Origin of the sequence: Streptomyces sp. NPDC051822 (genome assembly GCF_044452745.1) — a bacterium.
In the GTDB taxonomy this organism is placed as follows: Bacteria; Actinomycetota; Actinomycetes; order Streptomycetales; family Streptomycetaceae; genus Streptomyces.
The window spans coordinates 290,401-310,417 of the sequence record NZ_JBITBZ010000011.1; the positions used below are offsets into that span (position 1 = coordinate 290,401).

The 20,017-nt window shown below is 72.7% G+C and carries 12 protein-coding genes; 8 read left to right on the forward strand and 4 right to left on the reverse strand.

The features are described from left to right. Positions 1–15: 15 nt before the first annotated feature. Both ACIA8N_RS29570 and ACIA8N_RS29575 read right to left on the reverse strand, forming a co-directional pair. Complete coding sequence (locus tag ACIA8N_RS29570) at positions 16–912, reverse strand: SDR family oxidoreductase (RefSeq protein ID WP_365785209.1); 897 nt, start codon at positions 910–912, stop codon at positions 16–18. 52 nt (positions 913–964) lie between these two features. After that, positions 965–1,438: a hemerythrin domain-containing protein gene (locus tag ACIA8N_RS29575; RefSeq protein WP_365785211.1), complete on the reverse strand. Its 474-nt coding sequence runs from the start codon at positions 1,436–1,438 to the stop codon at positions 965–967. Positions 1,439–1,687: 249 nt separating this feature from the next. Here ACIA8N_RS29575 and ACIA8N_RS29580 point away from each other — a divergent pair, with 249 nt between their 5' ends. Together ACIA8N_RS29580 and ACIA8N_RS29585 are read left to right on the forward strand one after the other, a co-directional pair. Then, the gene (locus tag ACIA8N_RS29580) at positions 1,688–2,176 is read left to right on the forward strand and encodes a flavin reductase family protein (RefSeq protein ID WP_365785213.1); all 489 of its coding nucleotides are present in this window, start codon (positions 1,688–1,690) and stop codon (positions 2,174–2,176) included. A gap of 100 nt (positions 2,177–2,276) precedes the next feature. Continuing rightward, positions 2,277–2,765: a carboxymuconolactone decarboxylase family protein gene (locus ACIA8N_RS29585; RefSeq protein WP_365785215.1), complete on the forward strand. Its 489-nt coding sequence runs from the start codon at positions 2,277–2,279 to the stop codon at positions 2,763–2,765. Positions 2,766–2,825: 60 nt separating this feature from the next. On the opposite strand, the gene ACIA8N_RS29590 is transcribed toward ACIA8N_RS29585, so the two are convergent. Next, entirely contained in the window at positions 2,826–3,989 is a 1,164-nt protein-coding gene (locus ACIA8N_RS29590; RefSeq protein WP_365785217.1) for an aromatic acid exporter family protein, read from the reverse strand. A gap of 275 nt (positions 3,990–4,264) precedes the next feature. On the opposite strand from ACIA8N_RS29590, the gene ACIA8N_RS29595 reads away from it, so the two are divergent. Further along, positions 4,265–4,885: a hypothetical protein gene (locus tag ACIA8N_RS29595; RefSeq protein ID WP_365785219.1), complete on the forward strand. Its 621-nt coding sequence runs from the start codon at positions 4,265–4,267 to the stop codon at positions 4,883–4,885. Positions 4,886–4,927: 42 nt separating this feature from the next. Here ACIA8N_RS29595 and ACIA8N_RS29600 read toward each other — a convergent pair whose 3' ends face one another. Beyond that, entirely contained in the window at positions 4,928–5,512 is a 585-nt protein-coding gene (locus tag ACIA8N_RS29600; RefSeq protein ID WP_365785221.1) for an XRE family transcriptional regulator, read from the reverse strand. Between the two features lie 131 nt (positions 5,513–5,643). On the opposite strand from ACIA8N_RS29600, the gene ACIA8N_RS29605 reads away from it, so the two are divergent. From ACIA8N_RS29605 to ACIA8N_RS29625, 5 genes are all read left to right on the forward strand, one after another. Further along, on the forward strand, positions 5,644–6,480 hold the full coding sequence (locus ACIA8N_RS29605) for an EamA family transporter (protein ID WP_365785223.1): 837 nt from the start codon (positions 5,644–5,646) through the stop codon (positions 6,478–6,480). Between the two features lie 314 nt (positions 6,481–6,794). Continuing rightward, positions 6,795–7,454 carry an RNA polymerase sigma factor gene (locus ACIA8N_RS29610; protein ID WP_365785225.1) on the forward strand — a complete coding sequence of 220 codons (660 nt, stop codon included), beginning with the start codon at positions 6,795–6,797 and terminating at the stop codon, positions 7,452–7,454. A 62-nt stretch (positions 7,455–7,516) separates the two neighbouring features. Further along, positions 7,517–7,825, forward strand: coding sequence for a hypothetical protein (locus tag ACIA8N_RS29615; RefSeq protein WP_365785237.1), 309 nt, complete (start codon positions 7,517–7,519; stop codon positions 7,823–7,825). A 289-nt stretch (positions 7,826–8,114) separates the two neighbouring features. Continuing rightward, the gene (locus ACIA8N_RS29620; protein WP_399416826.1) at positions 8,115–17,618 is read left to right on the forward strand and encodes an SDR family NAD(P)-dependent oxidoreductase; all 9,504 of its coding nucleotides are present in this window, start codon (positions 8,115–8,117) and stop codon (positions 17,616–17,618) included. A 168-nt stretch (positions 17,619–17,786) separates the two neighbouring features. After that, positions 17,787–20,017, forward strand: a 2,231-nt coding sequence (locus ACIA8N_RS29625; protein WP_399416824.1) for a type I polyketide synthase, incomplete at its 3' end; no start/stop codon positions are given.

Consider the following 20,017-nt stretch of genomic DNA (forward strand, 5'->3'; position numbering starts at 1 on the left):
CAGGAGGCACGCTCACTACGGCAAGGGGGTGCCGCCCGTCGCGTTGACGATCTCTCCGGTGATGTAACTGGCCTGCGGCGACGCCAGGAAGACGTACGCGGGAGCCATCTCCGCCGGCTGGGCGGGCCGCCCCAGGGGCGACTGGCCGCCGAAGTCCTTGGCGACCGGCATCGTGGCGGGGATCAGCGGCGTCCACACCGGACCGGGCGCGACCGCGTTGACGCGGATGCCGCGCTCGGCGACCATCTGGGCCAGGTTGTGGGTGAAGGAGACGATCGCCGCCTTCGTCATCGCGTAGTCGAGCAGGTGGGGGCTCGGCCGGTACCCCTGGACGGACGTGGTGTTGATGACGGAACCGCCGCGCGGGATGTGGGGCAGCGCCGCGCGCGTGAGCCAGAACATCCCGTAGAGGTTGGTCTTCATCACCCGGTCGAACTGCTCCGTGCTGATGGCCTCGATCCCGTCCGGCTGGGCCATCTGGAAGGCCGCGTTGTTGACGAGGACGTCGATGCGTCCGTGCTCGCTCACCGTACGTTCGATCAGGGCCGCGCACCGGCTCTCTTCGCGGATGTCGCACTCGACGGCCAGCGCCTCGCGTCCTGCCTCGCGGACGAGCCGCGAGGTCTCCGCGGCCTCGTCCGCCTCCTCGGGCAGATGTGTGAGGACGATGTCCGCCCCTTCCCGCGCGAACGCCAGGCAGACGGCCCTGCCGATCCCGGAGTCCCCGCCGGTGACGACGGCCACCCGGTCGAGGAGCACGTCGTGCCCGCGGTACGAGTCCTCGCCGTGGTCCGGGCGTGGACTCATCGCCTCGGTCGATCCGGGCGGGTCCTGGTGCTGTTCGGGGAACGGGGGACGGGGGTGGCCCGACACCGGGTCGGGAGTGGGGGGTGCGGGTTCCTGAGGGGACATCGCGGTCTCCAGGGTGCTCGGTCGTCGGGCGACGGTCGGGGACGGAGGAGAGTTACTCGTCCGCGCTGGGGACGGCGAGAGGATCGTCCGGGGCGTCCTTCTTCGCGGCTTCCATGCGCTCGCCGAGTTCGGTGAGGCGCTTGCGGCCCATGGCCTTGCGGACGGTGGGGAACCAGTCCTGTTCCTCTTCCTCGACGTGATGGCGCACGTTCTCCATCAGCACCGACATCTTGGCGTCGAACCGCTCGTCGGTCGCGTCCAGTCCCTTGAGCTCCGACAGCATCCACAGCACGACGTGGTGCTCCTCGACGCTCTCCAGGACATGGTCCTGGGTCTCCGGGACCGCTTCCCGCGCGGCGGGATAGAAGACCTTCTCCTCGATCCAGGCATGGGTGGTGAGCTCCTCGATCACCTGGTCGGCGATCTTCCGCTTCTCGTCGTGCGCGTCGTCCCCGGCCTTCTCGAACTTCTTGAACAGCTTCTCCACGGTCTTGTGGTCGTCCTTGAGCAGCACGATCCCGTCCACGGGACTTCTCCTCTCCCAGCGCCTTCACGGGCCGCGGGGCGCGGCCCGTGAAGCGAGTACCCAGTCATGCGCGGTCCATCACCGCCGGTGGGCCAACCGGGCGTCGGGAAGGTCGGCATGACGGGGCCCGTGCCGGGTAGCCGGGTCCTGCTCGCCCGTGTACGACGAGGGGCCGCGCCGAGCGGCGCCCTGCTGAGGACAGGAGTCTTCGATGGCCCCGCTCAGGACGACCGTCGCGGAAGTCCGACCGTGACCGGTCTCGACGGCTTCACCGACGTGCTCGACTACCCCGTGTACGTCGTGACGACCACGGCGGCCGACGGCCGGCGGGCCGGCTGTCTGGTGGGCTTCGCCTCGCAGTGCTCGATCGACCCGCCGCGCTTCATGGTGTGGCTCTCCACCGCGAACCGCACCTGCCGCGTCGCGCGCCACGCCTCCCACCTCGCGGTCCACACCCTGCGGCGCGACCAGAAGGGGACGGCCGAGCTGTTCGGCGGACGTACCGGCGACGACATCGACAAGTTCGGCCGCGTGGACTGGTGGCAGGGCCCGGGAGGGGTACCCGTCCTCGCCGACTGCTGTGCCTGGTTCGTGGGCCGTGTGCGGGAACGCGTCGAAGGCGGCGACCACGTCGGCTTCCTGCTCTCACCTGTCGCGGAGAGCGGCCCCGGCCCCGTGCGACCGCCGCTTCTGCGCCTCAGCGACGTCGGGGACGTCACCGCGGGGCACCCGGCCTGAGCCCGCGCGAGAACTTCTCCCGGATTCCGGTCACACTCCCGTGCGCCCGTCCGTCAGTGCTGTGCAGACGCCGACCAGGCCGCTACGAAGGAGAACCGTCATGACGAAGCCCTCGATCTCCCGGATGCCCGACCCGGGCGAGTTCGTCCCCGAGCTGAACGACATCAGCGCCGCCCTCTTCAGGGCCACCGGCAACCAGTCGGTGCCGCGCACCACCGTCAACCTGGTGCACCTGCGGGCCGGACAGATCGTGCGCAACACCTATCTGACCGTCCTCAACACCTCTTTCCTGCGCAAGGCCGGGGAGTCCGAGGAACGCATCACCGCCGTCTCCTCCTGGCAGGACGCCCCGTACTTCACCGACGCCGAGCGCGCCGCCCTCGCCCTGGTGGAGGCGACTCTCCAGCCCGCCCCGCACGGCCGGGAGCGCGTCTCCGACGAGCTGTACGCCGAGGTCGCGAAGCACTACGACGACAAGGCCCTGGCCACCCTCACCATCGCGATCGGCCAGATCAACTTCTTCATCGCGGTGGCGGTCATCGGCAAGCCGCAGCCGGTCACCTCCCTCGCGGACCAGCAGTGGGACTGACCTGACGCCCCGGCAGTCCGCGCGCGTCCCCGCCCCGCGGCGCTTCAGCCGGTGGGCGGGTCACGCCTCCGCACGGGCGCGCCGGGACCGGGACTTCAGCAGGCGCCGCCGTTCGCGGGTGTGGCGGTCCAGCTCCTCCATGAGGCGTTGGCCCCGGTGCTCGGGGTCGAGTTCGTCGAGGATGCGGTCGATCTCGGCGAGCAGGGCTCCGTAGAGCTGCCAGCGTTCGGGCTCCCGCAGGGCGAGGGCGAGCAGCAGGTCGGCGGCGCCGCCGCGGCGGGCGCGGGCCGCCCGCAGCTCGCCCGCGAGCCGGGTCTCGGCGGCCTCGGCCGCCTCGCTGCCGGGTGCCGTGACGAGTACGGCGAAGCTGACGAAGGCGTCGGCGGTGTGCTGGGCCGTCTCCTGCAGGGCCAGGGCGGTCGAGCGGGGCAGCAGGTCCTCGCCGGCCCGCGCCTTGGCCAGGTCGGTGAGGGTGCGGGTGAGGACCCGCAGCACGACGGCGCAGATCTCCAGGGTGTCGAGTCCCGTACGCAGCACGATGCGGTGCAGCAGGCCCTCCTTGACGCGCGGGTTGAACCGCAGGCTGTCCTCGGCGGTGCGCAGCGCGCCGTCCACGTCCGCCACGTCGTTGTCGAGCCGCCGCGCCTCGTGGAGCCGTGCCGCCGCCCGTTCGACGGGCGGCGCGCCGGCGAACTCCTCCGCCACGTCGAGCAGCAGTCTGCGCATCCGCCGGGCGAGGTCCTCGATGGACTCCCCCGCCGTGTCGACCCAGACGGGCGCGGCGAGCAGCAGGTTGAAGAGGAGTCCCACGACGGCGCCGATCAGGGTCTCCAGGACGCGGGCCCACGCGGTGTAGCCGACCTGGGTGACGCCGAGCACCAGCATGGCGCTGATGGCGACCTCCGGGATGAACTCCTCCACCTTCACCAGCCGTCCCACGAGCAGGGACGCCAGGATGATCAGGGCGAGGCTCCACCAGGAGAGTCCCACGAGGACGCTGAACGCGATGGCGATCAGCACGCCGACGACGACGGAGTTGACCCGGCGCAGACTCGTGGTGAGGGTCGAGTAGAGGGTGACCTGGACGACGAGGAGTGCGGTGAGCGGCGCGGTGAGCGGCGCCGCTTCGGGGCTGAGCCAGAGGGCGACGACGAACGAGAGGGTCGCCGCCGCGGTGGACCGTACCGTCTGTACGACGAACGGATCGCGCCGCATTCGCGTCATGAATTCGGCGTACCGGCCGTTCCGCCTGCTGCGCTGCGTCACCTGCCTCCTCGTTTCGTTCACGGTGTCCCGCTCCGCCCGAGCGTGTCACCCCGTCCCCCGCCGCCGGGTCCCGGCACACCGTGCTCCGCCGACTGACCTCCGTACGGGCTTGCCGGGTACGCCTGCCCAGGTGTACGGGTCCCACGCCAGGCGCCGCCAGGCGCCGCCAGGCGCCGCCAGGCGCCGCCGGGCGCGGCCGGGGCCGTCCGGTCCGGGAGTGGGTGGCGTCACGTATGTTCGGTCCGTTCGGCCCGGTCGGCGGGCCCGTCGCACGGGGGCTCGTAGCGGTGACCGATCCGGCTCCGCACCCGCTGAGCGAGAACGCCGTCGCGCTCGGCGCCGTACGCCTGGCCATGGCACAGGCACCCGACGGCCGTGGCCGCCCCCGGATCACTCCGCGGGCCGTCGAGGCGTACTGGCGCGAGACGCCCCTGCCCGCGCCCGCGACCGACCGCGAGCAAGCGCTCGTGTACGCGGTGATCTACCAGGTCCACGACGATCATCACCGCAACACGGCGGCGCCGGGCGGGATCTGCGACCTGGTCGCCTCCGGACTCGCGCCCCTCGCGCGCCGGGCGGGCATACCCCTGTCACCGCTCGAAACGCTCACCGCGCGCTATGCCGTGGGACCGGCCCGCCGGGCCTGGCACCACTCCCTGACTCCGATGGACGCCCTGGACGCCTTCGCCGCCGTGCGGGCCGACCTGAACGCCGAGCCCGAGTGCGTGAGCGCGGCGCTCACCCTGGTGCCCCACCTGCCGGATGACCTCGACGCGGCTGTCACCGAACTCAGGGCCCGCGTCGGGTCACCGGCCCGACGGCAGCCGCCACGGAGCAGGCGCGGAGGAACCTGACCGGTACGTCGGCCCCTCCCCCGGCACGGTCGGCGCGGCCGGTCAGGTGGCGGACGTGGGGCCGGGCGGGAGGTGGACCGTCATGATCAAGTGGCAGGTCTCGTTCCCGGCGCCGCGGTAGGTGTGGGGGGCGTCGCCGTCGAAGGTGGCCGTCTGACCCGCCGACACCGTGTGTTCCACGCCGTCGACGACGAGGGTCATCCGGCCCGCGGTGACGTTGACGGTCTCGACGACTCCGGCCTGGTGGGGGTGGCTGGGGTATTCGTCCTCGGGTTCGAGCGTCCAGCGCCAGACCTCGACCGGCGCCGGGCCCGTGGTCGTCAGCATGAGCCGGGCCTCGCCGCCCCCCGCCCCGGTCCACAGCGGCATCAGGGCGTCGGCGGCCACGACGCGGACGCGACCCTCGGACGGGCCTTCCATCAGGGAGGAGACGGAGACGCCGAGGGTGTCGGCGAGACGGACGAGGGTGGCGAAGTTCGGGTTGCCCTGCGCCTTCTCCAGGCCGACCAGCGCGCCCTTGCTGACCTTGGCGCGCCGGCCGAGTTCGTCGAGGGACAGTCCGGCGCGGTGGCGGGCGGTCCTGACGTTGTGCGCGAGCGTGCGCAGAGCTTCCTCTGGGTCGGCCATCCGTTCGCCCTTCTGAGTGGCCCGAGACGTGGACCATTCCAATGAACCGTGCGGTCGTTCGGTTGACACATCACGGTCGTTTCAATGTACGGTTCAGTCGTTCCGTTGCCATACTAAGGGATGTACGTACCGTGATCGCTCTGCTCCTTGCCCTGGGCAGCTCCCTCGCCTACGGCTGTGCCGACTTCCTCGGCGGCCTCGGCGCCCGCAAGGCGCACGTGCTGCGCACCGTGATGATCGCGGCTCCGGCCTCACTCGCGGTCGAGCTGGTGCTCTGGCCGTTCCTCGGCGCCTCGTTCAGCACCGGCGCGCTCGCCTGGGGCGCCTTGTCCGGCGTCGCGTCCGCCGCGGCGTTCGCCCTGCTCTACCGCACGCTGGCGATCGGCCCCATGAACGTGCTCTCGCCGGTCACCGCCCTCGTGTCCGCCATGCTGCCGGTCGGCGTGGGCCTGTTCCAGGGCGAGCACCTGGGCACCGCGGGGCTGATCGGACTGCCGCTCGCCCTGGCGGCGGTCGTCCTGGTCAGCGCCGGCCACGGCAGCGGATCGGCCCGCCCGTCACGTACGGCGCTGCTCCTGGCGCTCGGCGCCGGCGCCGCCATCGCCCTGCAGCTGATCTTCCTGCACCAGGCGCCGTCCGACAGTGGCGTCGCCCCGCTCATCATCGGCCGGGCCGTCTCCTCGGCCGTCACCCTGGCCGTCGCGGGAATGATGTACCGCAGGCTGGGTTCCGAGAAGCCCGCGTACGCCATGTCGGCCGCCGCGGGCGTCCTGGACTCGGTGGCCAACCTGCTGTTCCTGCTCGCCGTCCGCAGCGGCGACCTGGCCGTCGTCGCCGTGATCACCGCCCTGTACCCGGCCGGGACCGTGCTGCTCGCCCGTGGCGTCCTCGCCGAACGCGTCCACCGGGGTCAGCTCGTCGGCCTGGGCACCGCCGCCGTCGCCGTCAGCCTCCTCGCCCTCACCTGAGGCGGCCCGTTCGCGACCCGGGGCGGCCCGTTCGCGCGGACCGGCCGCGGCGCCCGGCGGACCGGCCGCGGCGCCCGGAAGAGTTCCAAGAAAACTTCCGCCGGAGCCGAATCCTTTCCGAACCCCGTCTCCTCTTATGTGTGTACCGGCCGAACGGGCCGGCGGAACCAGGAGGAAACACCAATGACGGTCGCCATCATCGTGATCGGGGTCCTGCTCGTGGGCGCGTGCAGCTGGCACCTCATGCGGCGCTACAAGAGCCGAAGCTGACCAGCGCGCCTGCGCGCGGGGCGCCTTACAGGTATGAGTAGCACATGAACCCACGCTTCCCCTGGCCGGACGAGCGGCTCATCAAGGCAGCTCAGGACGGCGACGTCACCTCACTCACGACCGTCGTCATGGAATCGCAGCCTCATGTGCGCAAGTTCGCCATATCCCTGTGCGCCTCGCCGCAGGACGCGGAGGACGCGGCCCAGGAGGCGCTGATCATCCTCTACCGGAAGATCGGCACCCTCCGGGCCACCGGCGCGCTCGCCTCCTGGATGTTCCGGATCGTACGCAACGAGTGCCTCCGGCAGGTGCGGCTGCTCGTCTCGCGGAGTGACGAGGCGCCGGCCGATCCCGAGGCGTCCGCCGAACCGTCCGCCGAGGACGCGGTGTTGCACCGGCTGGAGCTGGAGCGCATCGCGGCCGCGGTCAGCGCGCTCCCCCGCGAGCAGCGGCAGGTCCTGATCATGCGGGACGTCCAGGGCCTGCCCGGCAGGACCGTCGCTCACTCGCTGGGCCTGAGCAACGCCGCGATGAAGTCGCGGCTGCACAGGGCACGTGCGGCACTGCGTCAGTCCCTGGCCGCGACCGACCACGCGACGGACCACATGACAGATCACGTGACTCACCCTGTGCCCGATCGAGCCACGGATCAGGCGCCCGATCAAGCCATCGACCGACCAGTCGGAGGAGACCCACGACCGTGAATACCTTGAAGCCCCCGCAGGGCGAGCAGGACCGGGCGACCGCGCAGTCCGCGGCGCCCGCGATGAACTTCGCCAGCAAGTCCGTCCCGCGCCATCTGGCGCGCGGCGCCATCGGCTTCGGGCTGATCATCGGCTCGATCGCGATGGTTCCCGTCGCCGGCCCGGCCACGCTCCTCGCTGCCCCGTTGGCCCTGGTCGCCTTCCGCGGCTGCCCCACCTGCTGGATGGTCGGCCTGGCGCAGACCATCTCGCGCGGCCGTCTGGAGCGCCAGTGCGTGGACGGCGTCTGCACGCTCACCAAGGCGCATCCGGCGGGGCACGCCCCGGCGGACGTGACCGCCGTAATCAAGACACCGGCCGCCTCTCGGTGACCGCCTCTCGGTGACCGCTTCACGGCCCGTCCTGTTTCGTCGTAGTTAACGAAACGTTCGCCGGGGACGCCAATCCCCCCGACCCCGGCATATCGATTTACATTCCAACTACATGCCGTGGCCATTGGTTTACGGAGCGCCGACTCGGTGCTAGGGTCCCAATCGAATCTGGCTGGGCCGCCGAGTCGGCAACGCCGTTGATTGTGTGCTTCACGGGGGGAGCAAGCAAACCATGATCCGCCATGCCCAAATTGAGGCGGTAGGGCAGCCACATCAGGCGCCCGATCACATCGACGACCGGACTGTCGCCGTCGTCGGACTTTCCTGCCGATTCCCCGGCGGGTCGAACCCCGCCGAATTCTGGCAGCTCCTCAGGAACGGCCGCGACGCCATAGCGGAACCGCCCGCCGATCGCGCCCATCTCGCCGCTCTGAGCGACGGATCGCCGCGACCGGGCGGATTCCTGCCCCGTGTGGACACCTTCGACGCCGAGTTCTTCGGGATATCCCCGCGCGAAGCCGCCGCGATGGACCCGCAGCAGCGCCTCGTGCTCGAACTCGCCTGGGAGTCGCTGGAGGACGCCGGCATCGTCCCGGCCACGCTCGCGGACTCCGCCACCGGCGTCTTCGTCGGCGCGATCGCCGACGACTACGCGGCCCTCACCCACGCGGCCGGCCCCGGCGCCACCTCGGCGCACACGGTGACCGGCTTGAATCGCGGCATCATCGCCAACCGGGTGTCGTACGTCCTCGGTCTGCGCGGCCCGAGCATGGTGGTCGACACCGCACAGTCATCGTCGCTGGTCGCGGTGCATCTGGCCTGCGAGAGCCTGCGCCGCGGCGAGTCCACCGTGGCACTGGCCGGCGGCGTCAACCTCAACCTCGCCCCGGAGAGCACCCACGCCCTCGCGGCCTTCGGCAGCCTCTCGCCCGACGGACGATGTTACGCACTCGACGCCCGCGCGAACGGTTACGTCCGGGGTGAGGGCGGCGGTGTGGTGACGCTGAAGCTCCTCAGCCGGGCCATCGCCGACGGGGACCGCGTTCTGTGTCTGCTGCGGGGTGGCGCCATCGGCAGCGACGGCGCGAGCGACACCCTTCCCACACCGCACGGAAAGGCCCAGGAACACGTCATACGTGACGCCTGGGAAAACGCGCGAATACCGCTGGAACAAGCACAGTACGTAGAAATACACGGATCGGGCACTCGGGTCGGCGACCCCATAGAAGCCTCGGCCATCGGCGCCGTCTTCTCCTCGTCCCGCACTCCGGAGAATCCACTCAGGCTCGGCTCCGTCAAGACGAATATCGGCCACCTCGAAGGCGCTGCAGGCATCGCTGGTCTGGTCAAGACCATTCTCTGCATCAAAGAGCGGGAACTCGTCCCGACCCTGAACTACCAATCCCCGAATCCGCAGATACCTTTCGCCGATCTGCGGGTCGCCGCCGTCACCGCAAACGGTCCGTGGCCGAATCCGGACGGACCGCTCGTCGCCGGCGTGACATCGGTCGGAATGGGCGGAACCAACTGCCATCTGGTGCTCAGCGAGTGGCCGGATGCCGCCGCCGCGACCGTCGAGGACAAGCCAGAGCGCCCCGCGTCCGGTACAGACACCGACGCCGAGTCGCTCGCCTGGGTACTGTCCGGACGCGGTGACAAGGCGCTGCGGGCCCAGGCGGCCCGTCTGCGCGACCACCTCGCCGCACACCCGGAGCTCGGTGCCGCCGAGATCGCCCGGACCCTCGCCCACCACCGCACCGCCTTCACCCACCGCGCCGTGCTGGTCGGCGCCGACCGGAACGAACTCCTGACCGCCCTCGACGCGGTCGCCGACGCCCGGGTCACCCCGGCCGCGGTGCGGGGCAGCAGCCCCGGGGCCGTCCGCGAGGCCGTGTTCGTCTTCCCCGGCCAGGGCTCGCAGTGGGCCGGCATGGCGGCGGAACTCCTCGACAGCGCCCCCGTCTTCGCCCAGGTCGTCGAGGACTGCGAGCGCGCCCTGCGCCCCTACCGCGACTGGTCCCTGACCGATGTGCTGCGCGGACGCCCCGGCGCGCCCGCCCTCGACCGCGACGACGTCGTGCAGCCCGCCCTGTGGGCCGTGATGGTCGGCCTGGCCGCCCTGTGGCGGGCGGCGGGCGTCGAACCGGCCGCGGTCGTCGGTCACTCCCAGGGCGAGATCGCCGCCGCCACCGTCAGCGGCGCCCTCACCCTGGAAGACGCGGCCCGGCTGATCGCCGTGCGGAGCACCGCTCTCGGCGCGCTGGCCGGGCTCGGCGGCGGCATGCTCACCGTGTCGCTGCCCGCCGACCGGGTGCGCGAAGACCTCGCCGCCTACCCGCGGTTGAGCGTCGCCGCCGTCAACTCCCCCGGGATGACCGTGGTGGCCGGCGACGGGGCGGACCTGGACGCGCTCGCCGCCCACTACGGCGAGGACGTCCGCACCCGGCGCGTCCCGGTCGCCTACGCCTCGCACAGCCCGCACGTCGACGCCGTACGCGACACGCTGCCGGCGGAACTCGCCGGGATCGCGCCGCGCACCGGAACCGTGCCGCTGTACTCCACCGTGACCGCCGAGGCCCTCGACGGCTCCGAGCTCGACGTCGACTACTGGTACCGCAACCTGCGGGAACCCGTCCGGTTCGAGCCCGTCGTGCGGGCGCTGCTGGACGCGGGGCACGAGCTGTTCATCGAGATGAGCCCGCACCCCGTCCTCGCGCTCGCCGTCCAGCAGACCGCCGAGGCCGCGGACCTGCCGGTCGCCGCCCTCGGCACCCTGCGCCGCGGAGAGGGCGGCACGCAGCGGCTGCTGCTCGCCTTCGGCGAGGCGTTCTGCCACGGCGCGGCGGTGGACTGGTCCGCCGTCCTGCCCGCCCGTACCACCGGGACCACCGGGACCACCGGTTCCGACCGCGCCGAGCTGCCGACGTACGCCTTCCAGCGGCGCCGCCACTGGATCTCCGGGCAGTCCGACGCCGCCCGGTCTTTGCACGCGGCGGCCACCGTGCCGACGCCGCCGGCCGCGGCGCTCCCGGAAGACATGGAGGAGGACGGGTACGAGGCCGAGCCGAGCCGGTCGCTCACGGGCCCGGCCGCCCTGGAACTCGTACGGGCGCACACCGCCGCCGTACTGGGCTACGACTCCGCATCGGAGATCGAACCACGGCGTACGTTCAAGGAGTTGGGCATCGACTCGGCGATGGTCGTCGAGCTGCGCAACCGGCTCGTCACCGCCACCGGGCGCAAGCTTCCCACCACGGTGGTGTACGACCATCCCAGCCCGGCCGCGCTGGCCGCGCTGCTCGCCGACGCGCAGCCCGGGGCCGCTGCGCCGGAGGCCCGTACCGATCAGGACGATCCCGTCGTCATCGTCGGTATCGGCTGCCGGTTCCCGGGCGGGGTCGACTCGCCCGAGGCCCTGTGGCAGGTCGTCGCCCAGCAGCGGGACGTGATCTCCGGCTTCCCTGCCGACCGGGGCTGGGACCTCGACGGCCTGTACCACCCCGACCCCGCGCACGTGGGCACCACCTACGTCCGCAACGGCGGCTTCCTCGAAGGCGCCGCCGAGTTCGACGCCGAACTGTTCGGGATCTCGCCGCGTGAGGCGCTGGCGATGGATCCGCAGCAGCGCGCGTTCCTCGAAGTGTGCTGGGAGGCCCTGGAGCGCGCCGGAATCGCCCCGGACTCGCTGCGCGGGACCCAGGCGGGGGTGTTCGCCGGTGTCATGGCCCAGGAGTACGGCCCGAGGCTCGGCGAGGCGGGTGCGGGTGCCGCCGGGTTCGGGCTCACGGGAACGACGTCGAGCGTGGCGTCCGGCCGCGTCGCCTACACCCTCGGCCTGCAGGGCCCGGCACTGACCGTGGACACGGCGTGCTCGTCGTCGCTCGTCGCACTGCACCTGGCCGTAGGAGCCCTGCGGTCGGGTGAATGCTCGCTCGCCCTCGCGGGCGGCGTGACGGTGATGTCGACCCCGGGCATCTTCGTGGAGTTCTCCCGGCAGCGCGGACTCGCGGAAGACGGCCGCTGCAAGTCGTTCTCCGCCGATGCGGACGGCACGGCGTGGGCCGAGGGCGTCGGCGTCCTGGTCGTCGAGCGCCTGTCCGACGCCCGACGCCTCGGCCACGACGTGCTCGCCGTGGTCGCCGGCACGGCCGTCAACCAGGACGGCGCCTCCAACGGCCTCACCGCACCCAGCGGCCCCGCCCAGGAACGCGTCATCCGCGCCGCCGTGCAAGACGCCGGAATCTCCTTCTCCGGCGTCGACGCCGTCGAAGCCCACGGCACCGGCACCGTCCTCGGCGACCCGATCGAGGCACAGGCCCTCCTCGCCACATACGGCAGCGAGCGGGACGACCGGCCACTCCTCCTGGGATCGCTCAAGTCGAACCTCGGACACGCCCAGGCCGCCGCCGGCGTCGGCGGCGTCATCAAAATGGTCATGGCACTCCAGCACGGCGAACTGCCCGCGTCCCTGAACGTGAGCAAGCCGAGCGAACTGGTCGACTGGGAATCGGGCGGCGTCGAGATCCTCACCGAGCCGCGTCCGTGGCCCGCCGCCGAGGACAAGGTCCGCAGGGCCGGTGTCTCCTCCTTCGGCATCAGCGGAACCAACGCCCACGTCGTCCTCGCCGAAGCCCCCGCCCAGGCGCCCGTGCCCGCGGCCGGTCCCGAGGGCGGCGACTCCGCCCCCTTCTGGGTGCTGTCCGGCCGTACCGACCTGGCGCTGCGCGCCCAGGCCACCGCGCTCGTCGACGCTCTGGACACCTTCGACGACGTGTCCGTCCGCGACCTCGGCCGCGCCCTGGCCACCACCCGTACCGCCCTCGACCACCGCGCGGCCGTCACCGCCGAGGACCGTGCCGAGGCCGTCGCCGCCCTTGTCGCGCTCGGGCGCGGTGAGGCGCACGCCGCTCTGGCGCTCGGCACGGCGCGCCCCGACGCCGGACTCGCCTACCTCTTCACCGGCCAGGGCAGCCAACGCGTCGGAATGGGACGTGAGTTGTACGAGGCGGAGCCGGTCTTCGCCGCCGCGCTCGACGCGGTGTGCCGTGAACTCGACGCCTGCCGAGCCTTCGTGACCGGAACACCGCCGATCCGCGACGTGATGTTCCACGACGCCGAGGCACTCGACCGCACCGAGAACACCCAGTGCGCTCTCTTCGCCCTCCAGGTCGCGCTGTTCCGGCTGCTCGAGGACCGGGGCCTGGCACCGGACGCCGTACTCGGCCACTCCATCGGCGAGTTCGCCGCCGCCCACGTCGCCGGGATCCTCACCCTGCCCGACGCCTGCGCCCTGGTCGCCGCGCGCGGCCGCCTCATGCAGGCCCTGCCGTCCGGCGGGGCGATGATGGCCGTCCAGGCGTCGAAGGACGAGGTCGGCGCACTCCTCGAGGGCCGCGAGCACGAGGTGAGCATCGCCGCCGTCAACGGCCCCCTGGCCGTCGTCGTCTCCGGCGACGTCGAGGCCGTCGAGCAGGTGGCCGCCGAGTTCGCCGCCACCGGCCGCAAGACGCGGCGGCTCGTCGTCAGCCACGCCTTCCACTCGCACCGCATGGACGGGATGCTCGACGCGTTCGCCGCCGTCACCGCGAACGTCCGGTACGCGGAGCCGCGCATCCCGATGGTGTCCACCGTCACCGGCGGCCCCGTCGACGTCACCGCCGACTACTGGGTCCGGCAGGTGCGCCGGGAAGTGCGGATGTCCGACGGACTCGCCGCCCTCCACGACCTCGGAATGCGGACCTTCCTCGAACTCGGCCCCGACGGCGTGCTGTCGGCACTGGGCCAGGACTCTCTGGACGACGACGCGCTGGCCTTCGTCCCCGTGCTGCGCCGCGGCCGGTCCGAGCGCCGCACGCTGGCGGCCGCGCTCGCCGCCCTGCACGTCCGGGGCCGTACCCCGGACTGGCGGGCCGTGTTCGGCCCGGGCCCGACGCCCGGCCTGCCCACGTACGCCTTCCAGCGTGAGCGGTACTGGCTGACCGCGCGCGGCACCGAGGGACCGGCCGGCCATCCGCTGCTCGGCACCGCCGTCGAACTCGCCGAATCAGGGCAGACCGCGCTGACCGCCAGGCTCAGCCGCCGCACCCACCCCTGGCTCGCCGACCACGCCGTGCTCGGCTCGGTCCTGCTGCCCGGCACCGCCTTCCTCGAGCTCGCCGCCCGCGCGGGTTCGCAGACCGGCACGCCGCGCGTCGCGGAACTCACCCTGCTCGCCCCCCTGGTGATCCCCGAGGAGGGCCGTACCGAGGTACAGGTCCTGGTGGCCGCCCCCGGCGACGACGGTCAGCGGGTGGTGACCGTGCACGCCCGCACCGAGACGCCGGACGGCACCACCGAGCCGTGGACGCTGCACGCCACCGGCACGCTCGCGCCGCACGACACGGCGGCCGCGACGGCCACGGGCCGACGGGCCGCCGCCGATGCCGAGTCGCTGCCGCTCGACGGCTGCTACGACGGACTCGCCGCGGCGGGCTACGCCTACGGCCCGGTCTTCCGTGGCCTGCGGGCCGCGTGGCGGGACGGCACGGAGCTGATCGCCGAGGTCGCCCTGCCGCCGTCCGTCACCGACGCCGCCTCCTTCGGGCTGCACCCGGCGCTGCTCGACGCGGCACTGCACCCGATCGTCATGGCCGCCCTGGACGACGGCGACCGCCGTCTGCTGCCCTTCTCCTGGCGCGGCGTGACCGTCCACCAGCCGGGTGCCCGCGCGGCCCGCGTCCTGATCGCCCCCACCGGGCCCGACGCGATGTCGCTGACCCTGTTCGACGAGTCCCACGCGGTGATCGCCGAGGTCGAGGAACTGCTCCTGCGCCCGGTGAGCGACACCGTGGCCGTACCCCGGTCGCTGCACCGTCTGGACTGGAAGCCGGCCACGTCGGAATCGGACCACGCTTCCGGTCCGTCCGATTCCGGTCCGTCCGCTTCGGAACCGTCTCCGGCCGTCGTGCTCGGCTCCGCGGACCTCGGCGTCGGCCCGCGGTACGCCGATCTCACGGCACTGGCCCAGGCCCTCGACACGGGCCTTCCCGCTCCCGCGGTGGTCTTCGCGCCGCTGGCGGACCTCGACTCCGCGCCGAGCACGGCCGTCGGGGCCAGGCCCGCCGTACACCGCGCGCTCGCCCTCCTCCAGGGTTGGCTGGGCGACGACCGTCTCGCCGACTCCCGGCTCGTGCTCGTCACCCGAGCGGCCGTCGCCACGGCACCCGACGCCGACGTGGACCCGGACGCCGCGGCCGTATGGGGCCTGGCACGCTCGGCGCAGACCGAGAACCCCGGGCGGGTCGCACTCCTCGACGTGGAATCCGCCGCCGACTGCCGTGCCGCACTGCGCCTGATCGGCACGGAACCGCAGCTCGCGGTACGCGACGGGGCCCCGCTCGTGCCCCGGCTCGGCCGGGCGACGGCCGGCAGTGCCCTGGTACCCCCGGCCGGGGTGACCGCATGGCGGCTCGAGGTGCGCGAACGCGGAACCCTGGACCACCTGGCGCTCGCGCCCTGCCCCGAGAACCTGGCCCCGCTGGGCGAGGGCGAGGTTCGCGTCGCGGTGCGCGCGGCGGGCGTCAACTTCCGTGACGTACTGAACACCCTCGGCCTCTACCCCGGCGACCCCGGTCTGCTCGGCCTCGAAGGGGCCGGTGTGGTGACCGAGGTCGGGCCCGGTGTCCCGGGGCTCGCCGTCGGCGACCGGGTCATGGGCCTGTTCTCCGGGGCGTTCGGCCCGGTGGCCGTCGCCGACCACCGGCGGGTCGCCGTGATGCCCGCCGACTGGACGTACGCCCAGGCGGCTTCCGCGCCCATCGTGTTCCTGACCGCCTACCACGCCCTGGTCGACCTCGCCGGTCTGGCCCGGGGCGAGCGCGTCCTGATCCACGCCGCCGCGGGCGGTGTCGGCATGGCCGCCGTCCAGCTCGCCCGGCACCTCGGGGCGGAGGTCTACGGCACGGCGGGCCCCGCGAAGTGGGACGCCCTGCGGGCCTTCGGCCTGGACGGGTCGAACCTGGCGTCGTCGCGCACCCTGGACTTCGAGGCCGCGTTCGGCACGGCCACCGGAGGCCGCGGCATGGACGTCGTACTGAACTCCCTCGCCGGTGAGTTCGTGGACGCCTCCCTGAGGCTGCTGCCGCACGGCGGCCGCTTCGTGGAGATGGGCAAGACCGACCTGCGCGACCCCGCGGTGGTCGCGGCCGACCACCCCGGAGTGGACTACCGCTCCTTCGACCTGCTCCAGGAGCCGGCAGAACGGATCGCCGAGATGCTCACGGCCGTCCTGACGTTGCTGTCGTCGGGTGCGCTGACGCCGCTGCCGTTCAGCACGTGGGACGTCCGCAGGGCGCCGGAGGCGTTCCGGTACGTCAGCCAGGCCCGGCACATCGGCAAGGTGGTGCTCACCCTGCCCACGGCCATCGATCCGGACGGCACGGTCCTCGTCACCGGCGCCACCGGGGCCCTCGGCGGACTGGTCGCCCGGCACCTGGTCACCGGGCACGGCGCCCGCCGCCTGCTGCTCGTCAGCCGCCGTGGCGCCGACGCACCCGGCGCCGGGGAACTCGCCGCCGAGCTGAGTGAACTGGGCGCCGAGGTCACGCTCGCCGCCTGTGACACCGCCGACCGCGACGCGCTCGCGCGGCTCCTCACCGGCGTACGGCTCACCGCCGTCGTCCATGCCGCGGGAGTGCTCGACGACGGCGTGATCACCGCGCTCACCCCCGAGCGCCTGGACACCGTGCTCGCCGCCAAGGCCACAGCGGCCCGGAACCTGCACGAACTGACCGTGGACCAGGATCTCTCGGCGTTCGTCCTCTTCTCCTCCGTCATGGGTGTCATCGGTGGCGCCGGCCAGGGCAACTACGCCGCCGCCAACGCCTACCTGGACGCCCTGGCCCAGTACCGCAGGGCACGGCGTCTCCCCGCGCTCTCCCTGGCCTGGGGGATGTGGGCGGACACGGCGGGAAGGCCGGGTGCCGCCGGGATGGCGGGCGCCCTGTCCGAGGCCGACCGGGTACGGATCGCCAGGACCGGCCTCGCGCCCATCGACCGGGCGGAGGGCCTCGCCCTGCTCGACGCGGCACTGCGGACGGACGCCGCCGCACTCGTTCCCGCACCCCTGGACCGTGCCGCGCTCGGCGCCCTCGGAGCGCAACTCCCCGTCGTACTGCGTGACCTGGCTCCTGCCGCCCCGCGACCGGCCCAGGCGTCGGCCGCGGTCACGACCCCGGCCACCGGGACCCTGCGCGACCGGCTCGCCGTGCTGAGCGCCGCCGAGCGCGAGGAGCTCCTGCTCGATCTCGTACGCGTACAGGCCGCCGCCGTACTCGGCCGGTCCTCCGCGGCCGGCATCCCCGCCGACCGGCCCTTCAAGGACATGGGCTGCGACTCGCTCACCCTCGTGGAACTGCGCAACAGGCTGCAGACCAGCGCCGATCTGCGGCTGCCCGCCACCTTCCTCTTCAACTGCCCCACGCCGCTCGCCGTCGTGGCGCACCTGCGCACCGAACTGGCACCGGACGACACGGAATCCGAGGGTTCCACCCGCCACGCCGACACCGCCGACGCTGTCGACTCCGCAGACCCGAACGCCGTACCCGGCCTGGTCGAACTCGACCGGCTGGAGGCGGCCCTCGCCGACCTGGACGACGACACCCAGGACGATGTCAGAGCCGAGATCGTCCAGCGACTGCAGGCCTTGGTGGTCCGCGTACCGGCTCAGCGCACCCAGGAATCCGCCGACCTGACCGCACGGGTCCAGTCGGCGTCGGTCGACGAACTCCTCGCGTTCATCGACACCGAACTCTGACCCACCTCCGCCTCGCGGACCTCCCCACGGCCCGCCTGTTCATCCTGTTCGCCCAGCTCATCCTGTTCGCCGCGCGCGACGTGCTCAGGCACGTCGCACGGGCCGTCACGCCCGGCTCCGCGCGTACGCACAGCACGGCTTCACGACGCCTACGGGGGCATCCTCACCATGACAACAACGGACAACGACAAACTGGTCGAATACCTCAAGCGCCTCACCCTCGACCTGCACCAGTCCCGTCAGCGGGTCCGCGAACTGGAAGCGGGCACCAACGATCCGATCGTGATCGTCGGCATGGGGTGCCGGTTCCCGGGCGGGGTGGACTCCCCCGAGTCGCTGTGGCAGGTCGTCGCCCAGCGGCGGGACGTGATCTCCGGTCTTCCCACCGACCGGGGCTGGGATCTGGACGGGCTCTACCACCCCGATCCGGACCACGCCGGCACGTCCTACGTGCGCAACGGTGGTTTCCTCGACGGCGCCGCCGAGTTCGATCCCGCCTTCTTCGGGATCTCGCCGCGTGAGGCCCTGGCGATGGACCCGCAGCAGCGGCTGCTCCTCGAGGTGTCGTGGGAGGCCCTGGAGCGGGCCGGCATCACGCCCGGTTCGCTGCACGGCACGTCGACGGGCATGTTCCTCGGGGCGATCGCCCAGGAGTACGGTCCGAGGCTCGGCGAAGCCGGGGCGGCCGCCACGGGGTTCGGGCTCACGGGAACGACGTCGAGCGTGGCGTCCGGCCGCGTCGCCTACACCCTCGGCCTGCAGGGCCCGGCGCTGACCGTGGACACGGCGTGCTCGTCGTCCCTCGTCGCACTGCACCTCGCGGTCCAGGCCCTGCGGTCGGGTGAGTGTTCGCTCGCTCTGGCGGGCGGCGTGACCGTGATGTCGACCCCGGGCATCTTCGTGGAGTTCTCCCGGCAGCGGGGACTCGCGGAGGACGGCCGCTGCAAGTCCTTCTCGGCGGACGCGGACGGCACCGCGTGGGCCGAGGGCGTCGGTGTCCTGGTCGTCGAGCGCCTGTCCGACGCCCGACGCCTCGGCCACAACGTGCTCGCCGTGGTCGCCGGCACGGCCGTCAACCAGGACGGCGCCTCCAACGGCCTCACCGCACCCAGCGGCCCCGCCCAGGAACGCGTCATCCGCGCCGCCGTCCAGGACGCCGGAATCTCCTTCTCCGGCGTCGACGCCGTCGAAGCCCACGGCACCGGCACCGTCCTCGGCGACCCCATCGAGGCACAAGCCCTCCTCGCCACATACGGCAGCAAGCGGGACGGCGACAGGCCGCTCCTCCTGGGATCGCTCAAGTCGAACCTCGGACACGCCCAGGCCGCCGCCGGTGTCGGCGGCGTCATCAAGATGGTCATGGCACTCCAGCACGGTGAGCTGCCCGCCTCGCTCAACGTCAGCAAGCCCAGTGAGCTGGTCGACTGGGAGTCCGGCGGCGTCGAGGTACTGACCGAACCACGCCCCTGGCCCGCCGCCGAGGACAGGGTCCGCAGGGCCGGTGTCTCCTCCTTCGGCATCAGCGGAACCAACGCCCACGTCGTCCTCGCCGAAGCCCCCGCCGACGAGGACACGGCGGAGGAATCCCCGGTCGAGGTGGCCGGGCTGAGCGGGGACGGCCTGCCGTGGGTGGTGTCTGCGCGTTCCGCCGACGCGCTGGCCGAGGCCGCGGGCCGACTGGCGGAGCACGTACGGGCACGGCCGGAACTCAGCCCCGCCGACGTCGCGTTCTCCCTGGCCGCCGGCCGCTCCGCCTTCGAATCCAGGGCCGTCATCCCCGGCACCGACGGCCGCGACGGACTCCTCGCCGGCCTCGACGCACTGGCCTCGCGCGAGATCGACGGCCAGAACGGTGTGTCCCCTTCCCGTGCCGTGTTCGTGTTCCCGGGGCAGGGTTCGCAGTGGGCCGGCATGGCGGTCGAACTGCTCGCCTCCTCGCCCGAGTTCGCCCGCGTCATCGACGAGTGCGAAGCGGCACTGTCTCCGTTCGTCGACTGGAAGCTCACCGCCGTACTCCGCGGCGAGGAAGGCGCCCCCGGCCTGGACCGGGTCGACGTCGTCCAGCCCGCCTCCTGGGCCATGATGGTCGCCCTCGCCGCCCTCTGGCGCGCCAGCGGAGTCAACCCCATCGCCGTCGTCGGACACTCCCAGGGCGAGATCGCCGCCGCCGTCGTCGCCGGAGGCCTCACCCTCCACGACGGCGCCCGCGTCGTCGCCCTCCGCTCCAAAGCACTCCGCGTCCTCTCCGGAGGCGGCGGCATGGCCTGGATCGCCCTCCCCGAGGCGAAGGCGGAAGAGCTCCTCACCACCTGGTCCGGACACCTCTCCGTCGCTGCCGTCAACGGCCCCTCCTCGACCGTCGTGGCCGGCCGGCCCGAGGCCCTCGACGAACTCCTCGC

Excerpts from the sequence above, each read along its gene's own strand:
- ACIA8N_RS29570 (WP_365785209.1), bottom strand. The coding sequence starts at position 912 with ATGTCCCCTCAGGAACCCGCACCCCCCACTCCCGACCCGGTGTCGGGC.
- ACIA8N_RS29585 (WP_365785215.1), top strand. The coding sequence starts at position 2,277 with ATGACGAAGCCCTCGATCTCCCGGATGCCCGACCCGGGCGAGTTCGTC.
- ACIA8N_RS29590 (WP_365785217.1), bottom strand. The coding sequence starts at position 3,989 with ATGACGCGAATGCGGCGCGATCCGTTCGTCGTACAGACGGTACGGTCC.
- ACIA8N_RS29595 (WP_365785219.1), top strand. The coding sequence starts at position 4,265 with ATGTTCGGTCCGTTCGGCCCGGTCGGCGGGCCCGTCGCACGGGGGCTC.
- ACIA8N_RS29600 (WP_365785221.1), bottom strand. The coding sequence starts at position 5,512 with ATGGCCGACCCAGAGGAAGCTCTGCGCACGCTCGCGCACAACGTCAGG.
- ACIA8N_RS29610 (WP_365785225.1), top strand. The coding sequence starts at position 6,795 with ATGAACCCACGCTTCCCCTGGCCGGACGAGCGGCTCATCAAGGCAGCT.
- ACIA8N_RS29615 (WP_365785237.1), top strand. The coding sequence starts at position 7,517 with ATGAACTTCGCCAGCAAGTCCGTCCCGCGCCATCTGGCGCGCGGCGCC.